This is a genomic window from Candidatus Poriferisocius sp. (assembly GCF_965208355.1).
Lineage (GTDB): Bacteria > Actinomycetota > Acidimicrobiia > Acidimicrobiales > Bin134 > Poriferisocius.
The window spans coordinates 721,992-744,792 of sequence record NZ_CBDBOM010000003.1; the positions used below are offsets into that span (position 1 = coordinate 721,992).

Sequence of the window (22,801 nt, forward strand, 5' to 3'; positions counted from 1 at the left end):
CTCCCTGCAAGGTCTCCCGGCGTCGGTCGCCACACTTTCCTACTGGAGCTACGAGCCGAAATCGATGGCCCACGCGACGAACATTCATCCCTACTTTGGTTGCTGGGACAACTCGGTCTACTCCACGAGCAAGGAAGAAGACTCTGGCTGAGCAAGGAGGGGCAGCGTGCTAAGGGCCTGAACTCCGAGAAAGCACGGAGAGAACTGGCACAAGCCCTGCTGACTGGTGGATATCTCCACTCCCAAGTCCGGCGCGTCATTGAAGCCTGCACGATTGATGAGGCTGGCAACGCTCAAGCCCGCGTGTCGACACTCCGCCACGCGGCCCCGCAAGTGCTGGGCCTCCTACGTGCCTGGCCGGGTGCTGTGGGTGCCTCCATCGTCGTGATCCCCAGCACTCTGTACACCGACCTCGATACGCCTTGGAGCCTGATTCCACTCCCTACGCCCGACGAAGGTGCCAAAAAGGCGATCGGATCGCGAGGCGAGGCCTACAGCTATCACCTGCTCCGCCAAGGGTCGACACCGTCGGCGATCCGCTGGGTGGCCCTAGATGATGACGCACTGGGATACGACATAGAGGACCGGACGCTTGGCTTGACGCGGATCGAGGTCAAAGCCAGCCACCAAGATGAGGTCCGGTTCTTCCTGACGGAGAACGAGCACAGGGTCGCACACGCCGATCCCAGCACTTATGTAGTTCACTTCTGGGGCCATATCAATCTCCGAAAACAACCTGACGCCGAATACCTCGCTCTTCGAAAGCTCGGCTATCCGGTTGTGTTCCAGAACCTTGCTGCCCACCTCGATGATGAGCGCCTTGTGGCAGTTCCCACTCGCTATCGCGTAACGGAATCGACGCCAGCACCTGTGTCTACTTCCTAGCATTTGGCCGAGGTGCAGTCAGGATCGTCAAATCGCGGTTGGATCTAGGTGGTGGTCTTCCCGATAGGCAAGAACTGGTCGGACTCTGGTCTCAAATCCGCCGTACAGAACTCCAGTAGCTGTCTGACCTAGCAATGGATCCCTTGCGAGGAATATGCACTAGAGGGGGCCACCGATAACGAGATCGTTGCGGAATGCTGCATGAGCGCCTCATAGAAAGCGTGCCTCGACATCTGCCGATTTAGCTGCAGACATCGCTCCACGATTCAGTGGAGGCTGCCCGTTAGTGTTGGAGTGTGAAGAGGTTGTCCTATCCGTTGCCGAGAGATCAGGGCTACGACCTGTTTGAGAAGACGAGATGGCGCCCGGCCAACGGCGCAGAAGATGAGCAGGCCGTTGATGCCATCGTGAGCGGACAAGACCAGTTAGCTGATGACCTCCATCAATGCAACGTCTTAATGTGGGCTACCAACCGGTACGAAGACGAGCAGAGCCTGGGATTCAAGCGGAGTGGCCCATTTCCCCCAGAACCACTAAGAGACCCTCCGGTTCCGGACAACTGACCTCGCGTTGGTGGAAACTCGGTAGAGCAGCGCCGCAGCCTTGCCGCCCTGATGGCCGAAGGCGGCGCGGCCTAGACCCTGGACTCGGGGTCAGCTGTGGAGGAGGGCGTGGCGCCAGGTGGCGGTGGTCTCTACCTGGTTGAAGGTGAAGATGTGGAGGCCGCTAATGCTCAGTGGGGTCAGCTGGCTGCTGAGGGCTTCGAGCAGTTCGGAGGGATCGTGGGCTGAGGAGCCCAGCAGCTTGGCCATTGAGCGGCGGTTCTTGTGGAGATAGCGCAATGATTGGCCGACTCCGAGGCGGGCGCCGATGGTGAGCAGCTTGGCCCGCTCCACCGCGCCGGGGATGCCCAGGTGTACCGGAAGGGTCAGCCCGTCGCCCCGCTCGGCTTTGAGCCAGGCGATGATCTGGGCCGGGTCGAAGCACATCTGGGTGCTGCAATAGCCCCGCAGACCGGCCTCGGCCAGCAAATCCTGCTTGGCGAACAGGGCGTGGCGGCGCTCATCCTCGCCGATGAGGGGATGGCCGTCGGGATAGGCGGCAACTCCCACCGTGTCGAGGCCGTGGTCGTGCTCGAACAGGTCCTGCATGAAGGTATGGGCGTCGTGGTAGGGGCCCGGCTCGGTGGCGTCCCCGCCGATGACGAATGCGGTGGTCACCCCGACGTACTTGGCCCATGCGGCCAGATCCTTTACTTGGCCGCGATCTCTGATCAAGCGGGCCGAGAAGTGGGGGATGGCGTGGTGCCCCCGGATGACCAGTTCTTCGGCCAGTTCCAACGTGGCGGCCTGGCCTTTGGCCGCTGATGCGGTGATCGATACCCGTGACTTCGGGGGCAGTGCGTCAATGGCCCCAGAAGCGCTGTTCAGCGGGATGATCTCGAAAGCTGAGTTGCGAATAAGCTCCTGAACATCAGGATTCGGCCCAGCCGGTTGCGGTTCTTCCCACCGCGATAGACTGGCCGAGTCGTTCCGCATAACGGAACTGTACCATAATACGGACCAGAAGTGCAATACTTGCAGGCAGCACGACCTGTTGAGGAAGCGAGTTGGGCATTATGACGGAGGCAGGACATGGCTGATGTCCCCGAAAAGGCCAAGTGCGTGGTCATTGGCGCGGGAATCGTGGGCAACTGCCTGGTCGGGCACCTGGCCAAGCTGGGCTGGACCGATCTGGTGCTGTTGGACAAGGGTCCGCTGCCCAACCCCGGCGGGTCCACCGGCCACGCCTCCAACTTCATTTTCCCGGTGGACCACAACAAGGAGATGTGCCTGCTGGGGGAGCAGAGCGCCAACCAGTACCGCGACCTGGGCCTGTCGGTGGACTCCGGCGGCATCGAGGTGGCCCGCACCCAAGAGAGGGTGGATGAGCTCAAGCGGCGCATGACCTCGGCCACCGCGTGGGGCGTCGAGGCCCACCTGCTGACCCCCGAAGAGGTCAAGGAGCTGGTTCCCTTCGTCAACACCGACATCGTTTTGGAGGGCTTCTACTGCCCCACGGTCTCAGTGGTGGATTCTTTGGAGACCGGCACCCAGATGCGCAACGTGGCGGTGAACGGGGGCTGCCATGTGGCGGCCAACACCGAGGTGCTCGACATCATCACCGAAGACGGCCCCAACCCCGGCGACCGCACCGTCAAAGCGGTAGTCACCGACAAGGGCACCATCGAGACCGAATACGTGGTGATCGCCTGCGGGGTGTGGTCGAATCGGGTGGCCAACATGGCCGACGCTTACATCCCGCTGGTGCCCGCCGTTCACCAGATGGCCGACGTCGGTCCCCTTGACATCCTGGCCGAGACCAACAACGAGATCGGCTATCCCATCGTTCGGGACATGGACACCTTCTGCTACGAGCGCCAGTCGGCCGGGTCGATGGAGGTGGGGTCGTACGCCCACCGTCCCATCTTCCACCACCCCGACGAAATCCCCTCTAACGAGGAATCTGCCCTTTCGCCCACCGAGATGCCGTTCACCCCCGACGACTTCGACGAGCAGATGGAGCAGGCCATCGAACTGATGGACATGCTGGGCGACGCTGAGATCAAGTACGCCATCAACGGCCTGCTATCGCTCACCCCCGATGCCATGCCGTGTCTGGGAGAGCTGCCCGAGGTCCGCAACCTGTGGTCGGCCGCGGCCATCTGGGTCAAGGAGGGGCCGGGCATGGCCCAGGTGGTGGCCGAGTGGATGACCTTCGGTTATCCCCGGGTGATCGACGTCCACGGTGCCGATGTGTCCCGCTTCTACCCCGAAGAGCGGGGCGACGACCACATCTGGGCCCGCTCCGCGGAGCACTTCAACAAGACCTACGGCATCGTCCACCCCCAAGAGCAGTGGGAGAGCCGCCGCAACCTGCGGGTGAGCCCCTACTTCTCCCGCCAACAGGATTTGGGGGCTGATTTCTTCCAGGCCCGCACTTGGGAGCGGCCCCAGTGGTTCGAGTCCAACGCCGACTTGGTGGACCACTACGAGGTGGAGGGCCGGGAGGTGGAGTGGGACGCCCGGTGGTGGAGCCCCATCACCGTGGCCGAGCACCTCAACCTGCGGGAGAACTGCGGGATGGTCGACCTCAGTGCCTTCCAGATCTTCGAGCTGACCGGGCCCGGCGCGGTGGCCTATGCCGACTATCTGGCGGTCAACAAGGTGGACGTGCCGGTGGGCCGCTCCATCTACACCCCGTGGCTGACCCCCGACGGCGGCTTCCACTCCGATCTGACCATGATGCGGATGGGCGACGAGCGGGTGCGCATCGTGACCGGCGTGTTCGACGGCGGGCGCGACGAGTTTTGGGCCCGCCGCCACATGCCGGTCGACGGGTCGGTGAGCTTCGCCAACATCACCGATCAGATCACCACCCTTGGGGTGTGGGGGCCCAACGCCCCCCACGTGATCGGGGCGCTGACCAGCCAAGACCTCAGCCAGGACGGCTCGCCCTACGGCTCGCTGGTGGAGGTGGAGCTGAACTGCGGGGGCCGCACCATTGAGGCCACGCTGTTCCGCATCTCCTATGTCGGCGACACCGGCTGGGAGATCTACGCCGCCTGGGACGACGGTCCGGTGTTGTGGGATGCCCTTATGGCGGTGGGGGCCGACTACGGCCTGCGCCCCACCGGCGGCGGGGTGTACGGCACGTCGGGACGGCTGGAGAAGGGCTACCGGCTGATGGGGGCCGAGTTGGAGAGCGAATACAACCCGCTGGAGGCCGGCCTGGCCCGGCCCAAGGTGAAGGCGGCGCCGTTCATCGGCAAGGAGCCCTACCTGGCCGCCTGGGAGATGGGCGACCCCGAGGTGTCGATGTGCGTGCTCACCGTGGAGGATCTGACCGACAGCCAGGGCCGCAAGCGCTACATGCAGGGGGGCAACGAGCCCATCCTGACCCAGGACGGCCAGCGGATCACCGACTCCCACGGGCGGGTGTCACGGGTGACCACCGCAGGTCCGGGACCATCGGTGGACAGGCACCTGCTCATGGCCTATCTGCCCGCCGAGTTGGCCCAGCCGGGCACCGACCTCCAGGTGATGTACATGAATGAGCTGTTCCCGGTGAGGGTGGCCGGCACCGGCGCGGTGTTCGATCCCGACGACTCCCGCCTGCGGAGCTAGGGGGGCTCGCCATGAGGATCTTGTGCTGCGTTGTGGGCGAGGGTCGGCCATGAGGATCTTGTGCTGTGTGAAGCGGGTGGCGGCGCCGGGGGCCAAGATCAACGTGACCGCCGACGGCCTGGCCGTGGACGCCGCCCATCTGGGCTTCGCCACCAGCCCCCATGAGGAGTGCGGCGTAGAAGAAGCGGTGCAGCTCACCGAGCGCCACGGCGGCGAGGTGACCGTGCTCACGCTGGGACCTCTGGAGGCGGCCGAGCAGCTGCGCTACGCCGCCTCGGTGGGAGCCCACCATGGTGTGCTGGTAGCCACCGACGGCTCGGCCTGGGATCCCCAGCGAACCGCGGCCGCGCTCACCGAGGCCATCCAGGGCTTGGAGGCCGCCGACGGTCCGTTCGACCTGCTGGTGTTCGGCAACGAGTCGGCCGACTCGGGGGGCTTTCAGGTGGGGGTGCGGGTGGCCTATGCCCTGGGCCGTCCCATCGTGAACGGCATCAAGGGCATCGAGGTGGACCCTGAGGCCGGCGATGGCGTGGTCCGGGCCCGCCGAGAGATCGACGGCGGGTTCGAGGTATACGAGCTGCCCATGCCCGCGGCCGTAGGCGTCAAGGAGGGCATCAACCTGCCCCGGTACCCCACCATGCGGGGACGGCTGGCTTCCAAGAAGCTGGAGATCGCCGAACTCGGCTCCGACGCTCAGCCCGGCGGGCAGTCGCTGGTGCGGTTGCACCGGCCCCGGGAAACGGTCACCGAGACAGAGATCTTGGGCAACAGCCCCGAGGCGGCCGCCGCAGTGGTGGACGTGCTCGAAGAACTGGGAGTGCTGTGATGCTGCTGGTGGTGCTGGAGCACGACCGGGGCACCATGGACGAGGCCGCCCGGGAGGCGCTGACCTTCGGACGCAGCCTGGCCGCCCAGATGGGAGCGCCGCTGCACGCTGCGCTGATCGGCGCCGACGACGCCGATCTGGTGTCCGAAGCCGGGGTTTTCGGTGCTGAGGCGGTATACACCGTGGTCAGCGACGTGCTGGCCGACTTCGGCCCCGAGGCCTGGGGGGAGGCAGCGGCCGAATTGGTTCGACGGCTGGAGCCGGGCACGGTGCTGGCCGGAGGCAGCGAGCGGGGCAACGAGATCATGGCCCAGGTGGCTGCCCGCCTCGACCTGCCGATGGTGGCTAACTGCATCGACGTCCAGGCCGACAGCGGAGCGGGGGAGTGGACCATGACCCGCCAGCAGTGGGGCGGCTCGTTGCTAGAGGATGCCCGGTTGGCATCGGAGCGGCCCCTGCTGACCACTGGCTTGCACACGTTGGCCGCCGAGCCGGCCCCGTCGGCAGTCGAACCAGTCGCCGAGTCGGTGGACATCGACCTCGACCCGTCGCTGGCCCGCACCATGGTCAAGGACCGGGTGGTATTGGAAGCCGGGGTCACCCTTTCGACTGCCCCAGTGGTGATCGGCGGCGGTCGGGGGGTGGGGTCGGCCGAGGCGTTCGCCCCCCTTGAGGAGCTGGCCGCCATGCTGGGCGGCCGGGTGGGATGCAGCCGGGCGGTGACCAACAACGGCTGGCGACCCCACTCCGATCAGGTGGGCCAAACCGGCACCCGCATCACCCCTGAGATCTACATCGCCTCGGGCATCTCCGGCGCAATCCAGCACTGGGTGGGGGCAAAGGCCAGCAAGCACATCCTGGCCATCAACATCGATCCCGAGGCCAACATGGTGGTCAAGGCCGACTGGGCGGTGATCGGCGACCTCCACGAAGTCATCCCCGCCATCGCCGAGGAGATCAAGCGCCGCCGAGCTTGACCGCGGCCTGCCGGCTGGCTCAGCTGCCCTTGTCGTCGAGGATGGCAGTCAGGCGGAGAGCTGGGCGGCGAGGCGGTTGGCGGCGGCCGCCACAGCGAGGCCGTGGTCGTGGGCCAGGTCGGGGTCGGGGAACCGGTAGGCCGGTCCGTGGACATGGAGGGCGGCTAGCGGTTGCCCGTCCATGTCGAGCACGGGAGCGGCCACTGAGTTCAGATCCTCCACAAACTCTTCATAGACCCAGGCATATCCCAGACTGCGGATCTGGGTTAGGCGATCTCGTATTGCTTCGGGGTCGACAACGGTCCACTGGGTGCAGACCTCAAGCGGTTGGGCAAGGAATTCATCCTGCTCATCAGCAGGGAGGTGGGCCAGCATGACCAGCCCCGCGGCCACGACATGAATCGGGGTGTACTCGCCGGTCCAGTCCCGGATTTGGATGTCGGAGGAGATCTGGGTTTGGTCCAGGTAATGGGCCCGGCCGTTGTCGATGATCGACAGGCCGGCCGCTTCTCCCGTCGCTTCGGTCAACTCCAATAGGTGGGGGCGGGCGGCGGTGATGAGGTTGCGGCCCGCGGGGACTACGCCGGCGATGTCGATCAGGCCGTCACCGATTCGATAGGCCCCTCCAGCCTCGACCTGCGCCACTGCGCCCTCAGACTCCAAGGCGGACAACAGCCGGGCCACCGTGCTCTTGGGCAGCTCCACCCTTTCGGCTAGATCGGTCACCCCCAACGGCCCTTGCGCCAGCGTGCGCAGCAGAAGAAACGCCCGCTCAACCGACTGCACCGCCATTGCCTCACACTACCCCTGCACCGGAAGCGTTCCACGATACGGAACGCTAATTCTCAAGTATTTCTTGTGGGTCGCGGGGGTGGGTCTCGATGCTGGTGTCGAGCGTGTGGTAATCGGAGGCGTCCTCGGCGTAGATGGCCAACTCGGTTGACAGTCCGGTGGGGGGATCGAGGGTTCCGGCCCAGATCGCAATGTGGTCCAGCTTCTGCTCCGACACTCCCGGCGGCACCGCGATCACCTTCCAGAACAGTGAGCTTCCGCACCGCTGGCAGAAGCCATAAGCCACATCGGGCCATTCCTCGGGGTGGTACCACTCCAGCATGTCGTCGGCGATGAGGTGAAGGTGGTCGCGGCGGCAGCCGGCGGCGGCGGTGAAGTGTCCGGTCCAGCGCTGGCACCGGTCGCAGTGGCAGTTCCACACGTCCCGAATCGGCCCGTCGATCACATACCTCACTGCCCCGCACATACACCGCCCGCTCAACGACTCGGCCATGGTCTGCTCCTCGGGTCGGGTCACCCTTGCTCGTTGGGGATTTCGGATTTGCGGCGGGCCATAAAATCTTGCAGTTCGGCGTCGATGGCGTCGTCGATGGGGGGCGGCTGGTAGTCGGCCAGCAGCTCTTTCCAGCGGGTGTTGGCCCGCTGGGCCGCGGTGAGCGAGCCCTCCTCCGACCACTGCTCGTAGCTGTTGTTGTCGGCTATCTCCGAGCGCCAGAAGGCGGTCTCAAAGTTGGCCAGGGTGTGGGCGTTGCCCAAGAAGTGGTCGCCATGGGTGTTGGTGCGGAACGCCTCCATGGCCTGACCGTTGTCGCTCAGGTCCACCCCTCGGGCGTGGACCTCCATGGCGCCGAGTTGGTCGGCGTCCATTATGAGCTTCTCGTAGCCCAGGGTCAGGCCCCCCTCCAGCCATCCGGCGGCGTGGAGCACGAAGTTGACTCCAGCCTGCACGGTGGGCAAAAGAGTCTGGGCCGACTCGTAGGCCGCCTGGGCGTCGGGGGCCTTCGAGGCGGTGAGCTGACCCCCGGAGCGGAACGGCACCCCGCATCGCCGGGCCAGCGCCGCCATCACAAAGATGGCCTGGGCGGCCTCGGGGGTGCCGAAGGTGGGGGCGCCGGTGGCCATCGACATCGACGAGGCGAAGGTGCCGAAGACAACGGGCGAGCCGGGCCGCACCAGTTGCAGGTAGGCCATGCCCGACAGGGCCTCGGCCAGGGCTTGGGCGCACAGGCCGGCCACCGTCACCGGCGACATGGCCCCGGCCAGGATGAACGGGCTGATGATGCTGGCCTGGTTGGCCCGGGCGTACACCGTGGCCGCCCCCAGCATGGTGGCATCCCACCGCATGGGGGAGGAGGCGTTGATCAGCGAGGTCATCACCGTGCGGTCGGCCAGGTCGCCGCCGAAGGCGATGCGGGCCAGCTCCACCGAGTCGGCGGCCCGCGCTGCGCTGGTCACCGAGCCCATGAAAGGCTTGTCGCTGTAGCGGAGGTGGGCGTACACCATGTCGAGGTGGCGCACCTCCACCGGCACGTCCACCGGTTCGCACACGGTGCCCCCGCTGTGGTGCAGGTGGGGGAGGCGGTAGGCCAGCTTCACCACGTTCTCGAAGTCGGTCAGGGTGGCGTAGCGCCGGCCCTGATCCAGATCGGTGACAAACGGCGAGCCGTAGTTGGGGACGAACACGGTGGTGTTGTCCCCAATGCTCACGCTGCGCTCAGGGTTTCGGGCGTGCTGGATGTAGGTGGCCGGGGCGTTGTCGGTCACGATCTGACGGCACATTCCCCGGGGGAACCGCACAAGCTGGCCGTCCACGTCGGCACCGGCATCCCGCCACAGGTCGAGCGCGTCGGGGTAGTCCTGGAAGGCGACGCCCACCTCGGCCAGGATGGTCTCGGCGTTCTCCTCTATCTGGGCCAGCCCGGCCTCGTCGATGATCTCCACCGGTGGCAGGCGCCGTTCCAGCACCGGGGCGGCCAATACTTGGCTGGCTGCCCGGGCCGCCTGGCGACCGGCCCGTCCACCGCCGCGTCTGCCTTGTCGCTCGCTCATCACTGCTCCTGCATCTGATTTCGTTGACGGCCCGTCCGTCGCCGCTTGGGTCCGGCAGTCTCGCTATCGGCTGTCGACCTCGGGGGCAAATCCACCGCCTGCTCTAAGTGGGGGGTGGGGGCGGTCTCATGGGGCAGTGACATGGCGGCCACGAACAGCTCTTGGAAGCGGGCCTCGGTGGCAGTCTCGATCTTGACCACCTCTTGGGCGGTGCGCTCGACCTCGGCTCGCTGCGATCCCGACACCAGCATCCGGGCGGCGCCCGCTCCCGAGGCGTTGCCCACTCCCTTGACTCCTTCCACCGGCCCATCGGGCACCAGGCCCAGCACCATGGCGTGGACCGGGCTGATGTGGGCGCCGAAGGCTCCGGCCAGCCGCACGTCAGCAACGTCGGCGATCCCGGCGTGCTCGGCCAGCAGGTCTATGCCGGCCCGCAACGCCGCCTTGGCCAACTGCACTGCTCGCACGTCGTTCTGGGTCACCAACAGCGGAACCGGCTGGGTTTGAAGCACATAGGAGAAAGTCCGCCCATCGGCGATGATCCGGGGGCTGAGCTCGGCCATCTCGCCGACGATGACACCCCGGTGATCGATGATTCCGACCAGGAACATCTCCGCGATCACCTCGATGATCCCCGAACCGCACAGCCCGGACACCTCAAGCGAGCCCAACGCGGCCTCAAAGCCGGGGTCATCGGACCACAGATCGCAGCCGATCACCTTGAACCGGGGTTCCAGCGTGGCGGGGTCGATCCGAACCCCCTCGATTGCTCCGGCGGTGGCCCGCTGCCCGCAGCTGATCTGGGCGCCTTCGAATGCGGGCCCGGTGGGGCTCGATGCAGCCCACACTTTCTGGTTGTCGCCCAACACGATCTCCGCGTTGGTGCCCACGTCCACCAGAAGCTGCGGTTGGGGCGATCGGTGCGGCCCTTCGGCCAGCATGGCGGCCGCCGCATCGGCCCCCACGTGGCCGGCGATGCACGGCCCCACATAGAGGGATGCGCCGGGCAGGTCCACGTCGATGTCGGCGGCGTCGGCCCATACTCCATCGCGGACCGCCAGGGTGAAGGGGGCGGCGCCCAGTGGGGTCGGGTCGATGCCCAGCACCAGGTGGTGCATGATCGGGTTTCCCACCACCACGAGGTCGCAGACGTCGACCCGGTAGATGCCCGCGGCTTCGCAGAGTTCGCCGATCACCTCGTCGATGGCTGTTCGCACCGCCGTGGTCAGCTCGGCGGTGCCGCCGGGGTTCAACATGGCATACGACACCCGGCTCATCAGATCCTCGCCGAATCGGATCTGTGGGTTCATGCGCCCTGCGGTGGCAACCACCTCTCCGGTGGCCAGATCCAGCAGGTAGCCGGCCACGGTGGTGGAGCCCACATCCACCGCCACGCCGAACTCCGCGTCGGAATAGCCCGGCCGCACGGTGAGCACCCGCCGCTCAACCACCTCTCCGTCTTCGCTTTGGCCGGGGTACCGCCGCCGGGTGTGGACCACGGCGGTGGCCGCGCCCTTCCCTTCAGCCATGGCCGCCGACAACGCAGGCAGCGCCCCTGCGGGAACTTCCACGTTGGGCATGTCCCAGTCGTCGGCCAATGCGCTGACCAGTCGCTCGGCATCGGAGATCTCGTCGCCCAGCACGGCGGTAGCCATCTCCAAGTAGTGCAAGGTCACCACCGGGTCGACGGTTATCTCACCTAGGTCGACCGCCTTTCGCACCACCGGGCTGTGGACCTGGCTCTGGGCGGGGACGTCGATTACCACGTCGCCCAGCACGGCGGCCTGACAGCTCAGCCGATGGCCTTCTTGCAATGGGCGCCGTCCCCGATAGTCGAGCTCGGTGGGGCCGGGAACCGACAGCGCGTCCTCGGTGCTGGTCAGCCCCCACTTGGCGAACTGGCCGGTGCTGGGGGCCACCTGGCAGCGGCCGCACAGCCCTCGGCCCCCGCAGACCGAGTCGATGTCCACTCCGGCGGCACGGGCCGCGTCCAGCACGGCCGACCCCTGCGGGACGGTTGCCACGATGCCGCTGGGCGTGAACACCACGCGGTGTTCGACGGTCATACCGCGGCCCGGCGACGTCCTCCTCGACGGCGGGCTGCTCCTTCGCCGGCGGCGGTCGGGTCCCGGTTCTCGGCAATCCAAGCCATGCAGTCCTGGTCGTGGCCGGCCAATACGTCGGCGGCCATGACTGCCTGCTTCACCTCGGCGTGAAGCGGGTTCATGATGGCCGAGGTCATCCCCGCGCCGATGGCCATGGCCAGAAACGTGCCGGTCACCGCGTGGCGGTTGGGCAGCCCGAAGCTCACATTGCTGGCCCCGCAGGTGGTGTTCACCCCCAGCTCGTCGCGGATGCGCCGCACCAGGCGGAACACCTGCTGGCCCGCGGTGCCCATGGCCCCGATGGGCATGACCAGGGGATCCACCACCACGTCGGAGGGAAGGATGCCGTGGTCGGAGGCTCGCTCCACGATCTTGCGGGCCACCTCGAAGCGGACGTCGGGGTCCTCGCTGATGCCGGTCTCGTCGTTGGAGATGGCCACCACTGCTGCGCTGTGGCGGGCCACCAGCGGCAGCACCCGCTCCAGCACCTCCTCCTCGCCGGTGACCGAGTTGATCAGCGGCTTGCCGTCGTACACCGCGATGCCCGCCTCCAGCGCTTCGATGATCGACGAGTCGATGGAGAGGGGCACGTCGGTCACCGACTGCACGAGCTTGATGGCCCGGGCCAATAGCGCTGGCTCGTCGGCCAACGGGATGCCGGCATTCACATCCAGCATGTGGGCGCCGGCGGCCACCTGGGCCAGGGCGTCGGCCTCCACTCGGCTGAAATCGCCGACCTTCATCTCCTCGGTGAGCAGCTTGCGCCCGGTGGGGTTGATCCGCTCGCCGATCATCACGAACGGTCTGTCAAACCCGATCACCACTTCCTTGGTGGCCGAGCTGAGCACGGTGTCGGTCACGTTGCCGCCTCCTGGGCTTTCTCTGTTGCGTTCTCCGGATCCCAGCCGCCGGTGGCCACAAAGGCGTCGAGGCGCTTTAGCGGAAACGCGGCCTCAAGCTCCTCGGCGGTTCGCAGGGCGGCCCCCTCGGGATCGTCGGGGTCGCCGGGAATGACCTTGCGGCGCCACTCGCCGACGTATTGTGATGCCTGGGTTTTGCCGGCCACCATGGCGGCCCGGTCGATAGCCCGTTGGAAGCGGCGGGGGAGGATGCGCTGGATCTTTGAAGATCCCGAGCCTGCGTTAACCTGAGCGGGGATATCCCGCCAACAGATCACCACTAGGTTGCCGTTACTCCCCCGCCGCCGACTCACGCGGCTCGCTCCCGGATCTCTACCAGCGCATCGACCAAACCTCCATAGCCGGTGGCCACCTTCTCGAAGCGCAGCCCCAAGCGGTCGGCCGCTTGTCGGGCCAACCGATCCAGCTCGGGGTCGGACTCCTGGGACAGGTAAACCAGCCGGGTGTAGTTATTGAAATAGACGTCTTGCAGTTCGGGGTGGTCCAGAATGCCCAGCCCCTCCAGAATCAGGCGCTCGAAGTGGCGCACTAGATAGTCGGTCAAATAAAGCGTGCCCAGCTCATCTTCCTGGAGCTGGGCGAAGGCTTCGGCCCCGGCATAGAGCTCATAGCAGTGCGGGCCGGGGAGGCGCTCCACCCCTTCTTCTTGGCACACCTTGTCGAGCAGGCCTCCGGTGCCGCAGTCGGCGTAGCCCACCATGATGGTGCGATAGCGGTCTCGGGCGGCCCGCACCCTTTCCCGTACCGCTTCGGGTATCAGCTCGGGGCGGTTGTGCAGCTTGGCCGGCAGGCACTCCAGGTCGATAGGGGGGCTGCCTTCCTCACGCTCGAACGATGCGATCAGGTGGCGCAGTTCCTTGGCCAGGGCCCCGCAGGCCACCACGAGTACCCGGTCCATGATCAGCTCGCGGCTCGTCGGGCCGCAACCAGCTGCTTGGCGGTCTCGGCGGCCACTGCGGCGTCGCGGCAATAGGCGTCTGCGCCGATGGCCTCGCCGAACTCCTCATTGAGAGGCGCGCCGCCCACCAGGACGATGTAGTCCTCCCGCAGGCTCTTCTCCACCAGTGTGTCGATGACCACCTTCATGTAGGGCATGGTGGTGGTGAGCAGCGCCGACATGCCCAAGATGTCGGGCTGGTGCTCGTCGAGCGCGGCGACGAATTCCTCCACGTCGGTGTTGATGCCCAGGTCGGTCACCTCGAAGCCGGCGCCCTCCAGCATCATGGCCACCAGGTTCTTGCCGATGTCGTGGATGTCGCCCTTGACGGTGCCGATAACCACGCTGCCGATGGGCTCGGCGCCGGTCTCGGCCAATAGCGGGCGCAAGATAGCCATGCCTGCCTTCATGGCGTTGGCGGCCAGCAGCACCTCGGGCACGAACAAGATGCCGTCGCGGAAGTCGATGCCCACGATGCGCATCCCCTCCACCAGGGCCTCATCCAACACCTTGTCGGCACCCCAGCCCCGGTCCAGCAGGATTCTGGTGCCCTCGTCGATCTCCTCGGCCAAGCCGTCGTAAAGATCGTCGTGCATCTGCGCACAGAGGTCTTCGTCGTTCAGACTCGACAGATCGATGTCGTCGATCTCGGACGTGTCAGTCATTCGACACACTCCTTCTGTGGTGCTGGACCCCAGGGCGGGTTCCATACTGTGGACCAGTACCGCAATGCGGAACAACGTCACTATAGCACGGTGTTTCCATTCGTGCGCTGCCCGAATATTGTCCCGTAGAGCCACTTCATTGAATGGCCTACACGCCGATCCTTCTGGTTTGAAGCGACGACGCAGGTAGAGTGAGTGACGTCGTTGACCACGGAGGACAGGCAATGGCTGTCTTGGACCTAAAGCGCTGGCTACCCTCGGCCCGCAGGCAGCGCAAGGAAACGCATCCCGAGACCCTGACACTCGCCGACATCGACGCCGACACTGGCAAGGGGCCCGCAGCCAATCTTGAAGAGGGCGAGTTTCACGCCAGCACCGAGGACTTCATCGCCGCACTAAGAGCGCGGCAAAACGGGTCCTCTCAATAGCTGCCTCCGCAACTCCGGGCGAGTGCCGACACACTTTGAGAACCCTTCCTTCCTGCGCGATCTCAAACGGCTGACCCCGGCGCAGGTCACTCTCTTTGAAGCCCGACTTCGGCAATTCATCATTGACCTGGCCGACATGGAAGAAGGGCGCCTCATCTGGTTCCGATCAAGCCTGCGTGTCAAGAAGGTGAAAGGAGCTCCCGGTGTCTACGAAATGACATGGGCCCCAGACGGCCGGGCAACTTTCGCTTGGGGCCCTCAGCAGACTCCCGGCAAGCGACACGTTGTGTGGCTGCGGATCGGCAGCCACGACATCCTCCCCTGAAGGGGTATGTCATCGGCTACCCCCTGGGATTGCAACACACCCTAAGACCCCAGATCAACGGGCCTGAGCGTTCGATCGAAGATGCTGTGTCCACCTTTCTGGTCCGAAATTCATCTTCGTGCGAGTCAAAATACGAGACATAAGCGGGGGACAGAGAGCGCTAAACCAGGACGCCATGGCCCCTTAGCGGCTCGTAAAGGCTATTTGCCAAGCTGATTGACTCGGAGCGTCGACTTCGATCAGCAAGTCGCCGGGATTGCAATCCGAGCTGAACCGCTCCGTCGAAACGTTGAGAACGACTGACGCAGACCATGAATCATCCACTGTCTCATTGGCCAATAGTTCACACCGCCCTCCGCTGTCGTGGGCTTGAACGCCGAAGTAGTAGAAGTCGTCATCGTGTTGGACGCTTATATCTACCTGGTAGCGGCCAGTCCCAAGGCTGGCGGTGCGGACTTCGGCGCCGGTGCCGGACACGCCGACCTCGGGCACTAGCCCAAGCTCTCGGTCGGGATCGCACCCACCCGGGACGAGTTGCATATCGATCGAAAACAAGCAGCGGTAGGTGTTGAGCAAGTCCTCTTGTGCCTTGACTAGCGCATCCCTAGAAGCGACCTCGTTGTCGGTGTCATGCGCCGACGCAACTGACAGCACCGCAATAGCCCCACAGATAATCAGGAGGGCGATAACAGTCGCCCCGACCTTGGAGATTTTGCGCATTATGGCTCCCTTCAAGTACGGATGGCAGCCGAGAACCTAGTCGCGATTCTTAGTGTGGCGCTTCGACCTCGACTACTTCTTCCTGGGCCGATCAGCCAGTAGCTGATCTCCATTGAAACTTGGCAAACCACCAGGTTATCCACCCATTTCTGCGGGCAAAGCGACTCGAATTGTCACTGTTCCCCGGTACCTTGGGCCTTGTGCAATTGATTCTGACCCGACAAGGAGTGTCATTGATGGCCCGAAAGTTCGACTGCACCTGCCCGCGCGAGGGAATGCTCTGCGTGCCTGAGGGAATGCACGAAGTCGAGTGCCCGGCCCTGCGAGCCGACTGGCCAACAAGTGATCGGCTGCGGCACTGGCTTGGGAGGAAAATTCCATTCGGCGGGGTGACCCGCTACGAGGGCGACGACTCCCAGCGTGCGTTGACCTCGGCCGAGCACTTCGCCGAAGCCACCCAGACCCCTGAGTTCCTAGAACATGAAGAGCCGAAGCCTTGGTACGTGCGCTTTCAGATGCGGGTCAGGAACGAGGCCTATGGCCACGCGTTCGGCCGTGTGCCTTCCCTGAAGCACCTCAGCGAGCGAATCTTGACCCTCGTAATCGAAGGAGCAGTCAAGGTCCGCCGCTACCTGATCTGGCTTGCCCCCTATATCGGTGTGGGATACATCGTCTTCGACATCGGGTGGCGTTAACCGATGTCGTGCCTCATGCAACCTGATAGGGATTGGCCCCGCCGACTGGGGTTATGCGGGTCACTAGATTTGGCGTCCGCTGACAAATGGATCAAGAGAATGGACGTAAGTGGTGAAGAGTTTTGAGCGTTTCGACAGGCCCACTTTGGGCAGATGCAAGCAGTGTGATTCAACTGACCAAGTTGCCATGGGCATTCCTAAAAGGCAGTGGACCGTAAGGACTATCTTCGTGATCGCCGAGATCATCGCAGGCGTCCTGCTGTTGCTGGTATTCGACCAGTCCATTGCGGGAGTCGTCTCGTTGGTGGGTGCTGCCTACACAATGGGCGACACACTGTCGTCGCCCCTGCACCCGATCTGCCGGGGATGCGAAGGAACAGAGATTTTGACGCCGGCTGTGTGGGGTTGAAGGGTTCCGTTCGAACTCGGAGCGGGCCTCAGCCATCCTCATCGCTCCAAATTAAGCACCGCTAGCCGCTGTCTGAACTGGAGGGGGGAGTCAGTGTCGATGAACACTGCGATTCGGTGGGCGGGCATGGGCTGAAAACAAAAAGCCCCGCCATGCCCTGCGGAATCGGCAAATGGCCTTGCAACTTGATAGTAGTGTGTACTAGTATTACAATTGGATAGTAATTTGTACTAGTCTCTTGACTTAATAGTAATTCGTACTAGCCTGACGCGGTGCGCCTTGCACCGGCGCCGATTTTACTCGCCGCATACACGTTTTTGATCGCCGCACTGTTGCTGATTGACGCGGGTGAAATAGCCGGAGCACAAGACGAACAGCCCGACGCCGTCGAGTCCGCCGACAGTATCGATCCCGACGCCATCAAGTCCCTCGTTAGCCATCCCCGGGTCCGGTCGATTGAGATGAGGCGCTACGACGGGCGCGACGGCCAGCCCTACGGCATTGGCGACGAGATCAACTTCACCATCAAGTTCAGCCACAACACCGGCTGCTCGGGCAAGGAGGATGCCGTCTCGTTCAATTTCGGGATCGACAGTGACACTGCGTTGACGTCGGTGCCGCTGAGGGGTTCCAACGTAAAAGGGTGGAAGGGCAAGCAGTGGTGGTTCGCATACGAGGTGGAGGAAGGTGACTTTGACGCCAACGGCATAGACATCCCCGCAGGCGCCCTCGCACTGACCGGCGACGTGTCGACGAACGATTGCAGGGTCATCGACAGGTCGGGGGTCTTGGATCAGGGGCCGCTGAGCGATCACCGAGTCGATGGCGTGCGGCCGGTTGTGGACGGCGCGCAGGTGGTACACGGCTCGCTGAACCTCACCTTCGACGAAGACCTCGACGAGGGGTCGGTACCCGCACCGGAGGCGTTCACGGTGACGGTCGACGGGATGGACCGGGCTGTGTCGCGCGTCATCGTCGGCGGCCAGACCGTGATGCTGCTGTTGTCGTCCCCGGTGGCGGTGGGCGAGGAGGTCACCGTTTCCTATGCGGTGCCGAAGAAGAACCCGATCCAAGACCTGGCCCGAAACGACGCCGACGAGATCAACGAGCGCACCCTGACCCACAGCGTCGATGCCCCCGAAGTGCTGTCGGTGCGGTTTCTGACCGAGCCCGGCGACGACCGCACGTTTCGAGCCGGCGACCTGATCGAGGTGCAGATCCGGTTCAACGCGGCGGTGACGGTGGATCAGAGCGGGGGAACACCGAGCGTGCAAGTGGCGATCGACCCGGGGACAAGGCAGGCGCTCTACGTCTCCGGTTCCAACACCCCGGAGCTGGTGTTCGCCTACGAAGTGCAGGCCGGCGACTTCGACGACAACGGCATCTGGATCAATCGCAACCGGCTCGACCTGAACGGCGGTGCCATCGCGGCTGGCTCTGTGGACGCCGATCTCGGACACGGCTCGATATTGATCGGAGACGGTCCGGTCATGAGGGTCGACGGAGTGTCGAATATCGCCGCGGCCACCACCGGAAGGGAGACGGCCACCGTCTCAGCCACGGTGCCCAAGCCGGGATCGGTTTACCTGCGCTATCGCCCGCGCGGGCAAAAGGAATGGCAGGAAGGGCCACCAGCAAGCGCCAGCGCCCCGGGGACGGTCGAGATCGAGCTGTCGGGCTTGCTTCCCAACTCGGCCTACCAGATCCACATGTCCCAGGACGAAAGTTTCGCTCTGGGTCTCTTTCCGCAGGAGTTCTCCAATCGACCATCCGATCTGGACTTCGGGCTGCCAGGTGTCAACAAAGAGCCGCGGGGGATCTGGGGCAACGACGACACGCTGTGGATCTCCAACGATGGCTATCAACCCCACAACCAGGTGTTCGCCTACACCCGCTCTGATGGGTTGCGCAATTCGAGCCTGGACTTCGACGTCGATTCCGCGGGCAACGATAAGCCCCTCGGCATTTGGTCTGATGGCACTCGGATGTTCGTGGTCGACGGCGACGACTTCGAGGTGTACGCCTATCTGCTCTCCGACCGCTCCCACGATGCCGACCGCGATCTGACGCTGGCAGGCGACCATGGAGGGCCCAAGGGGATCTGGGGTAACGACGAGACGCTTTGGGTGTCGAGCGAAACAGAGAGTCGCCTCTTCGCCTACACCCGCTCCGATGGATCGCGGAATCCAGACCTCGACATCTACCTCGCCGACGCCGGCAATTCCGACGCGAGGGGCGTGTGGTCGGACGGCGACATCATCTGGGTTGTCGACCGCGACGACCGCAAGGTCTACGCCTACCATCTTGCGTCCAAGGTCCGCCAGCCTCACCTCGACATCGCTCTGCACCGAAGCAACGAGGCAGCGGTGGGGCTGTGGGGTGACTCCGGCTTCCTCTACGTGGTGAACGGCGGCAAGGGCGGCAGGAAGGTTTTCGCCTACTACCTTCCCGAGCCCGAGCCCGAGCCTCAGGTGTCGGCCGTCACCTTGTCGGCGGTCACCCCGGCCAGCGCTACCGCCACCGCATGGGTCTCCTATCACGGCGACACCGAGCGCATGATCCACTTGCGCTATCGCCCCTATACGGTTGCGCAGTGGACCGTTGCGGCTAGCCAGCGCCCGGTGGCCAGCACGAATTCCGCGCTCACGGGGTTGGGCGGTGTTCAGCGGCGACTGAGCTTCGGCGAGCGCGCGGTGGCCAGCGCGGAGTTCGTGCTCACGGGGTTGGGCAGTGAGCCGCGGTTCGTGGTGCAGGCGTCGTTCGACGGCACGTTCTCAGATGGCACTGAGCACACCGTCGAGTTGCTGCTGCGCCCGGCGGACGATGATTTCCTGCTTGAGGCCGGCAACGACGCGGCGGTGGGCATCTGGTCGGACGGCGACACGTGGTGGGTGGTGAACGACGGGGGCGGCGGAAACGACCGGGTGTATGCCTACGACGCGGGCAACAAGGCGTACCGCGCCGAGAAGAGCTTCGACCTTGACGCCGCCAACACCGCGCCGCGAGGGGTCTTCGCTGATGCCGGCACTATGTGGATCGCCGACCGGGGCGACCGCGTCCACGGCTACAGCATTGCCGACGGGCCGTCTTTCAGCACTGCGGACCCCGCGGTCGGGGGCGAGCTGAGCACGGGCAACGGGCACCCGGCCGGGCTCTGGTCGGACGGTTCCACCATGTGGGTTGTCGGGCATGTCCGCGAGCGGCTCTTCGCCTATGAGCTCGACGAGTCGGGCGCAGTCGGCGAGCGGGATCAGAGCGCAGAGTTCGACTTGGCGACGACCTACAAGGCGCCGAGGGGGATGTGGTCGGACGGCACCACGGTCTGGGTCGTTGACAACGCCCGCCACCACATCTTCGCCTACGGGCTCTCGGCGGCCGGTTTCGGCCAGCGCCAGCCCACACGGGAGATCAGGCTGGCCCCCGAGAACCGCGATCCGTGGGGCATCTGGTCGGACGGCGCCAAGATGTGGGTGGCCGACAGGGGCGACGACCGGGTCTACGCCTACTTCCTGCCTCCTGCCCCTAACGGCGCAGTGATCGGCGTCGCCTTCGATCGCATCTCCCGGACATCCGCAGACGTCACGGTCAGCGTGAACAACCCCGACTCGGAATCGATAACCGTCACGCTGAGCTACTCCAGCGAGCCCGGCACGATCACCACCACCGATGTGGAGGTCAGCGGCACCGCCGCCGTGTTCGAGCTCACTGGGCTGAGCGAGGACACCCGTTATGAGGTGTCGGCGGTCGTCGACGACGGCGACCCCATAGCCACCGGAGGCTTCAAGACCCAGTCGCGCCCCGACGTGGTCCAGAGCTACTTCAAGGACAAATTCGTGCCCACCAGAGAGGCGGCGTGGCCCTGGGTGCGCGAGACCTACGACGAGATGCGCCGCAGAAATTTGATCCCGAGGGCCCCCGGCGGCGGCGGCGGCTACATCTCCACTGCCTGCTTCGCTCGCTCTGGAAGGTTGGATTGGTGTGGTGTCGGCGCGTATGCCATCAAGTGGGGCTCCCGCAACCATGCTTCCGTGTACGCCCACGAACTCGCCCACGTCTACACCATCGGTACTGGATATATGGTCGAAGCACCCGAGTTCCGCGGGTTCGGCTGGGTGTACATAGACCTGCTCGGCAGGGAGGGAAGATACTGCTCCGCTTCTGAGCTCTACGCCGACGCAATCGCGCATGTCACCCAGGGAGGAGGCCACACAGGCTATTTCTCGGGCTGCAATGTCACGCCCAAAAGTCCCTCAGACGAGACCGAGGCGTTCATCGAGGACATTCTCGCGCACCGGATCCCACAGTGGCTCGACGATCGATACGGGACCACGGGCCTGGCCTACGACACCAGCGACGACGACAAGTACACCGAGATGTACGACCTCGAGGCGTTCTGGAGCGACCTCAAGACGACAAAACACAAATGGCATCGGCAGGCGGCGGTCTACGCCTTGCAGGACGCCTTCGGCGGCTATTGCCACGTAGGCAGAGCGCGCCATTCCGCATTCGGCTCAGGGGCGACCAAGAACCCGTGGCGGGCCGGCGGCTGCGTCCCCCAAGCGCCGCCCGTCACCGCCACCACGGACACCTACATCACGTGGGCGGCACCCCGCTACGACGGGGGCTCGCCGATCACCAAGTACCTCGTGGAGTGGAAGGGCCCCGGAGAGGAGTTCGACCCCTCGCGGTCGCTGGATATAACCGACTTGTCGAGCCTGTCATACCCCAGCGAAGACCTGGCACCAGGCTCGTCGGTACGGGTGACGGCCTACAACCACAACGGCTGGGGCGAACCCTTCACCTTCACCACCGCCGCGCCCGTCGCCACTGCCCCGCCGGTCGCCACCGGCGCGCCGGTCATCACCGGCACACCGCAGGTGGGGGAGGTGCTGACTGCCGATGTCTCGGCTATCTACGACGTCAACGGGGTACCCCCGGCGTCGGAGTTCAGATTCCAGTGGATGGTGGTGGACGGCGGCGCCGACATCGTCATTCCCGGAGCCACTTCCTCCACCTACTATCCGTCGGCATCGCAGGTGGGGAAGGCCATCAAGGTAAGGGCCAGTTTCACCGACGTCGCCGGCAACGACGAGGGCCCCCTGGTCAGCGAGCCCTCCGACGCGGTAGCACCGGTGGCGGTAACCGAGGTGCCCGGAGACTGGCCCCTGGTGCCCCCCGGACTGAGCAGCGGTGACAGCTTCCGGCTCCTGTTCATCACCGTCGCCCAGCGCACCGCCCGATCGTCAGACATCAACGTCTATAACGAATGGGTTCAGAACCAGGTCGCCGCCGGCCACACCGACATCAGGGACTACAGCGACCTCTTTCGGGCCGTCGGCAGCACAGAGGACACCGACGCCCGCGACAACACCGGCACCACCTTCACCACCGCCGACCCCGGTGTGCCCATCTACTGGCTGAACGGCCCCAAGGCGGTGGACCACTACGAAGACTTCTACGACGGCGACTGGGACGACGAGGTCAACCAGCGAGATGAGTTCGGCGATCCCCGGGAAATCGGGCAGGTGTGGACCGGCAGCGACCACGACGGCACCGAGAGATTCAACGCCAGCAACCGCACCAGCCGCGCCTTGGGCAACTCCCAAGACCAACGGGTCAGGTATGGGAGTCCCGCCGGAAACGGCGGCCCCCTGTCCAGCCTCACCCTGGACAGAATGCAGAATCGCCGCATGTACGGCCTGTCGGGAGTGTTTGAGGTGGAGGCGCCCCAGGGTCCGGTGACGTCGTACGACGCTGACGCCACGATCTCGTGGGACGAGGTGGTGGCCGCCCTCATCGACTACTTCGGGGCGGACGTGTCATCGAGTACCCCCCCTGGGACTTGAACCCAGAACCTGCGGATTAAGAGTCCGTTGCTCTGCCAAATTGAGCTAGAGGGGCT

At 64.9% G+C, this 22,801-nt stretch carries 19 protein-coding genes and 1 tRNA gene; 9 read left to right on the forward strand and 11 right to left on the reverse strand.

Translation table 11 applies throughout. The features are described 5' to 3' along the window. The first annotated feature begins 99 nt into the window (after positions 1 to 99). Both ACOGXH_RS04570 and ACOGXH_RS04575 read left to right on the forward strand, forming a co-directional pair. On the forward strand, positions 100 to 885 hold the full coding sequence (locus tag ACOGXH_RS04570; protein ID WP_419927938.1) for a protein NO VEIN domain-containing protein: 786 nt from the start codon (positions 100 to 102) through the stop codon (positions 883 to 885). A gap of 296 nt (positions 886 to 1,181) precedes the next feature. Further along, positions 1,182 to 1,448 carry a hypothetical protein gene (locus ACOGXH_RS04575; RefSeq protein WP_419927939.1) on the forward strand — a complete coding sequence of 89 codons (267 nt, stop codon included), beginning with the start codon at positions 1,182 to 1,184 and terminating at the stop codon, positions 1,446 to 1,448. Between the two features lie 90 nt (positions 1,449 to 1,538). On the opposite strand, the gene ACOGXH_RS04580 is transcribed toward ACOGXH_RS04575, so the two are convergent. After that, on the reverse strand, positions 1,539 to 2,423 hold the full coding sequence (locus ACOGXH_RS04580) for a methylenetetrahydrofolate reductase (protein WP_419927940.1): 885 nt from the start codon (positions 2,421 to 2,423) through the stop codon (positions 1,539 to 1,541). A 96-nt stretch (positions 2,424 to 2,519) separates the two neighbouring features. Between ACOGXH_RS04580 and ACOGXH_RS04585 the strand changes: the two genes are divergently transcribed. The 3 genes from ACOGXH_RS04585 to ACOGXH_RS04595 are packed head-to-tail and all read left to right on the forward strand — an operon-like array spanning position 2,520 to position 6,854. Then, a complete protein-coding gene (locus ACOGXH_RS04585; protein ID WP_419927941.1) occupies positions 2,520 to 5,051 on the forward strand; it encodes a GcvT family protein in 2,532 nt (843 codons plus the stop codon). A 49-nt stretch (positions 5,052 to 5,100) separates the two neighbouring features. After that, entirely contained in the window at positions 5,101 to 5,877 is a 777-nt protein-coding gene (locus ACOGXH_RS04590) for an electron transfer flavoprotein subunit beta/FixA family protein (RefSeq protein WP_419927942.1), read from the forward strand. Then, positions 5,877 to 6,854, forward strand: a complete 978-nt coding sequence (locus tag ACOGXH_RS04595) for an electron transfer flavoprotein subunit alpha/FixB family protein (RefSeq protein WP_419927943.1) — start codon at positions 5,877 to 5,879, stop codon at positions 6,852 to 6,854. Before ACOGXH_RS04590 ends, ACOGXH_RS04595 begins: the two co-directional genes overlap by 1 nt. A gap of 48 nt (positions 6,855 to 6,902) precedes the next feature. Here the strand turns inward: ACOGXH_RS04595 and ACOGXH_RS04600 are convergent, their stop codons facing one another. Genes ACOGXH_RS04600 through ACOGXH_RS04635 form a run of 8 tightly spaced genes read right to left on the reverse strand, consistent with a single transcriptional unit; the run spans position 6,903 to position 14,322 of the window. Continuing rightward, entirely contained in the window at positions 6,903 to 7,646 is a 744-nt protein-coding gene (locus ACOGXH_RS04600; RefSeq protein WP_419927944.1) for an IclR family transcriptional regulator, read from the reverse strand. A 46-nt stretch (positions 7,647 to 7,692) separates the two neighbouring features. After that, entirely contained in the window at positions 7,693 to 8,163 is a 471-nt protein-coding gene (locus ACOGXH_RS04605; RefSeq protein ID WP_419927945.1) for a GFA family protein, read from the reverse strand. After that, positions 8,160 to 9,695, reverse strand: a complete 1,536-nt coding sequence (locus tag ACOGXH_RS04610; protein ID WP_419927946.1) for a trimethylamine methyltransferase family protein — start codon at positions 9,693 to 9,695, stop codon at positions 8,160 to 8,162. The genes ACOGXH_RS04605 and ACOGXH_RS04610 overlap by 4 nt, the downstream gene beginning before the upstream one ends. Beyond that, a complete protein-coding gene (locus tag ACOGXH_RS04615) occupies positions 9,695 to 11,761 on the reverse strand; it encodes an ASKHA domain-containing protein (protein WP_419927947.1) in 2,067 nt (688 codons plus the stop codon). The genes ACOGXH_RS04610 and ACOGXH_RS04615 overlap by 1 nt, the downstream gene beginning before the upstream one ends. Then, positions 11,758 to 12,660 (reverse strand): dihydropteroate synthase, encoded by a 903-nt coding sequence (locus ACOGXH_RS04620; RefSeq protein WP_419927948.1) that lies wholly within the window; start codon positions 12,658 to 12,660, stop codon positions 11,758 to 11,760. The genes ACOGXH_RS04615 and ACOGXH_RS04620 overlap by 4 nt, the downstream gene beginning before the upstream one ends. Continuing rightward, complete coding sequence (locus ACOGXH_RS04625) at positions 12,657 to 13,013, reverse strand: virulence factor (protein ID WP_419927949.1); 357 nt, start codon at positions 13,011 to 13,013, stop codon at positions 12,657 to 12,659. Before ACOGXH_RS04625 ends, ACOGXH_RS04620 begins: the two co-directional genes overlap by 4 nt. Then, positions 13,010 to 13,618, reverse strand: a complete 609-nt coding sequence (locus ACOGXH_RS04630; RefSeq protein ID WP_419927950.1) for a DUF1638 domain-containing protein — start codon at positions 13,616 to 13,618, stop codon at positions 13,010 to 13,012. Before ACOGXH_RS04630 ends, ACOGXH_RS04625 begins: the two co-directional genes overlap by 4 nt. A 2-nt stretch (positions 13,619 to 13,620) precedes the next feature. Next, a complete protein-coding gene (locus ACOGXH_RS04635) occupies positions 13,621 to 14,322 on the reverse strand; it encodes a corrinoid protein (RefSeq protein WP_419927951.1) in 702 nt (233 codons plus the stop codon). 191 nt (positions 14,323 to 14,513) lie between these two features. Between ACOGXH_RS04635 and ACOGXH_RS04640 the strand changes: the two genes are divergently transcribed. Further along, positions 14,514 to 14,750: a hypothetical protein gene (locus ACOGXH_RS04640; protein WP_419927952.1), complete on the forward strand. Its 237-nt coding sequence runs from the start codon at positions 14,514 to 14,516 to the stop codon at positions 14,748 to 14,750. Positions 14,751 to 15,258: 508 nt separating this feature from the next. Here the strand turns inward: ACOGXH_RS04640 and ACOGXH_RS04645 are convergent. After that, the gene (locus ACOGXH_RS04645; RefSeq protein WP_419927953.1) at positions 15,259 to 15,795 is read right to left on the reverse strand and encodes a hypothetical protein; all 537 of its coding nucleotides are present in this window, start codon (positions 15,793 to 15,795) and stop codon (positions 15,259 to 15,261) included. A gap of 236 nt (positions 15,796 to 16,031) precedes the next feature. On the opposite strand from ACOGXH_RS04645, the gene ACOGXH_RS04650 reads away from it, so the two are divergent. The 3 genes from ACOGXH_RS04650 (at position 16,032) to ACOGXH_RS04660 (ending at position 22,745) form a co-directional block, all read left to right on the forward strand. Beyond that, positions 16,032 to 16,490 carry a hypothetical protein gene (locus ACOGXH_RS04650; protein WP_419927954.1) on the forward strand — a complete coding sequence of 153 codons (459 nt, stop codon included), beginning with the start codon at positions 16,032 to 16,034 and terminating at the stop codon, positions 16,488 to 16,490. Between the two features lie 229 nt (positions 16,491 to 16,719). Beyond that, the gene (locus ACOGXH_RS04655; protein WP_419927955.1) at positions 16,720 to 16,899 is read left to right on the forward strand and encodes a hypothetical protein; all 180 of its coding nucleotides are present in this window, start codon (positions 16,720 to 16,722) and stop codon (positions 16,897 to 16,899) included. 272 nt (positions 16,900 to 17,171) lie between these two features. Beyond that, complete coding sequence (locus ACOGXH_RS04660; protein ID WP_419927956.1) at positions 17,172 to 22,745, forward strand: SwmB domain-containing protein; 5,574 nt, start codon at positions 17,172 to 17,174, stop codon at positions 22,743 to 22,745. On the opposite strand, the gene ACOGXH_RS04665 is transcribed toward ACOGXH_RS04660, so the two are convergent. After that, positions 22,727 to 22,800, reverse strand: a tRNA-Lys gene (locus ACOGXH_RS04665). The two genes, ACOGXH_RS04660 and ACOGXH_RS04665, sit on opposite strands and share 19 nt — an antisense overlap. Position 22,801: the final 1 nt, after the last annotated feature.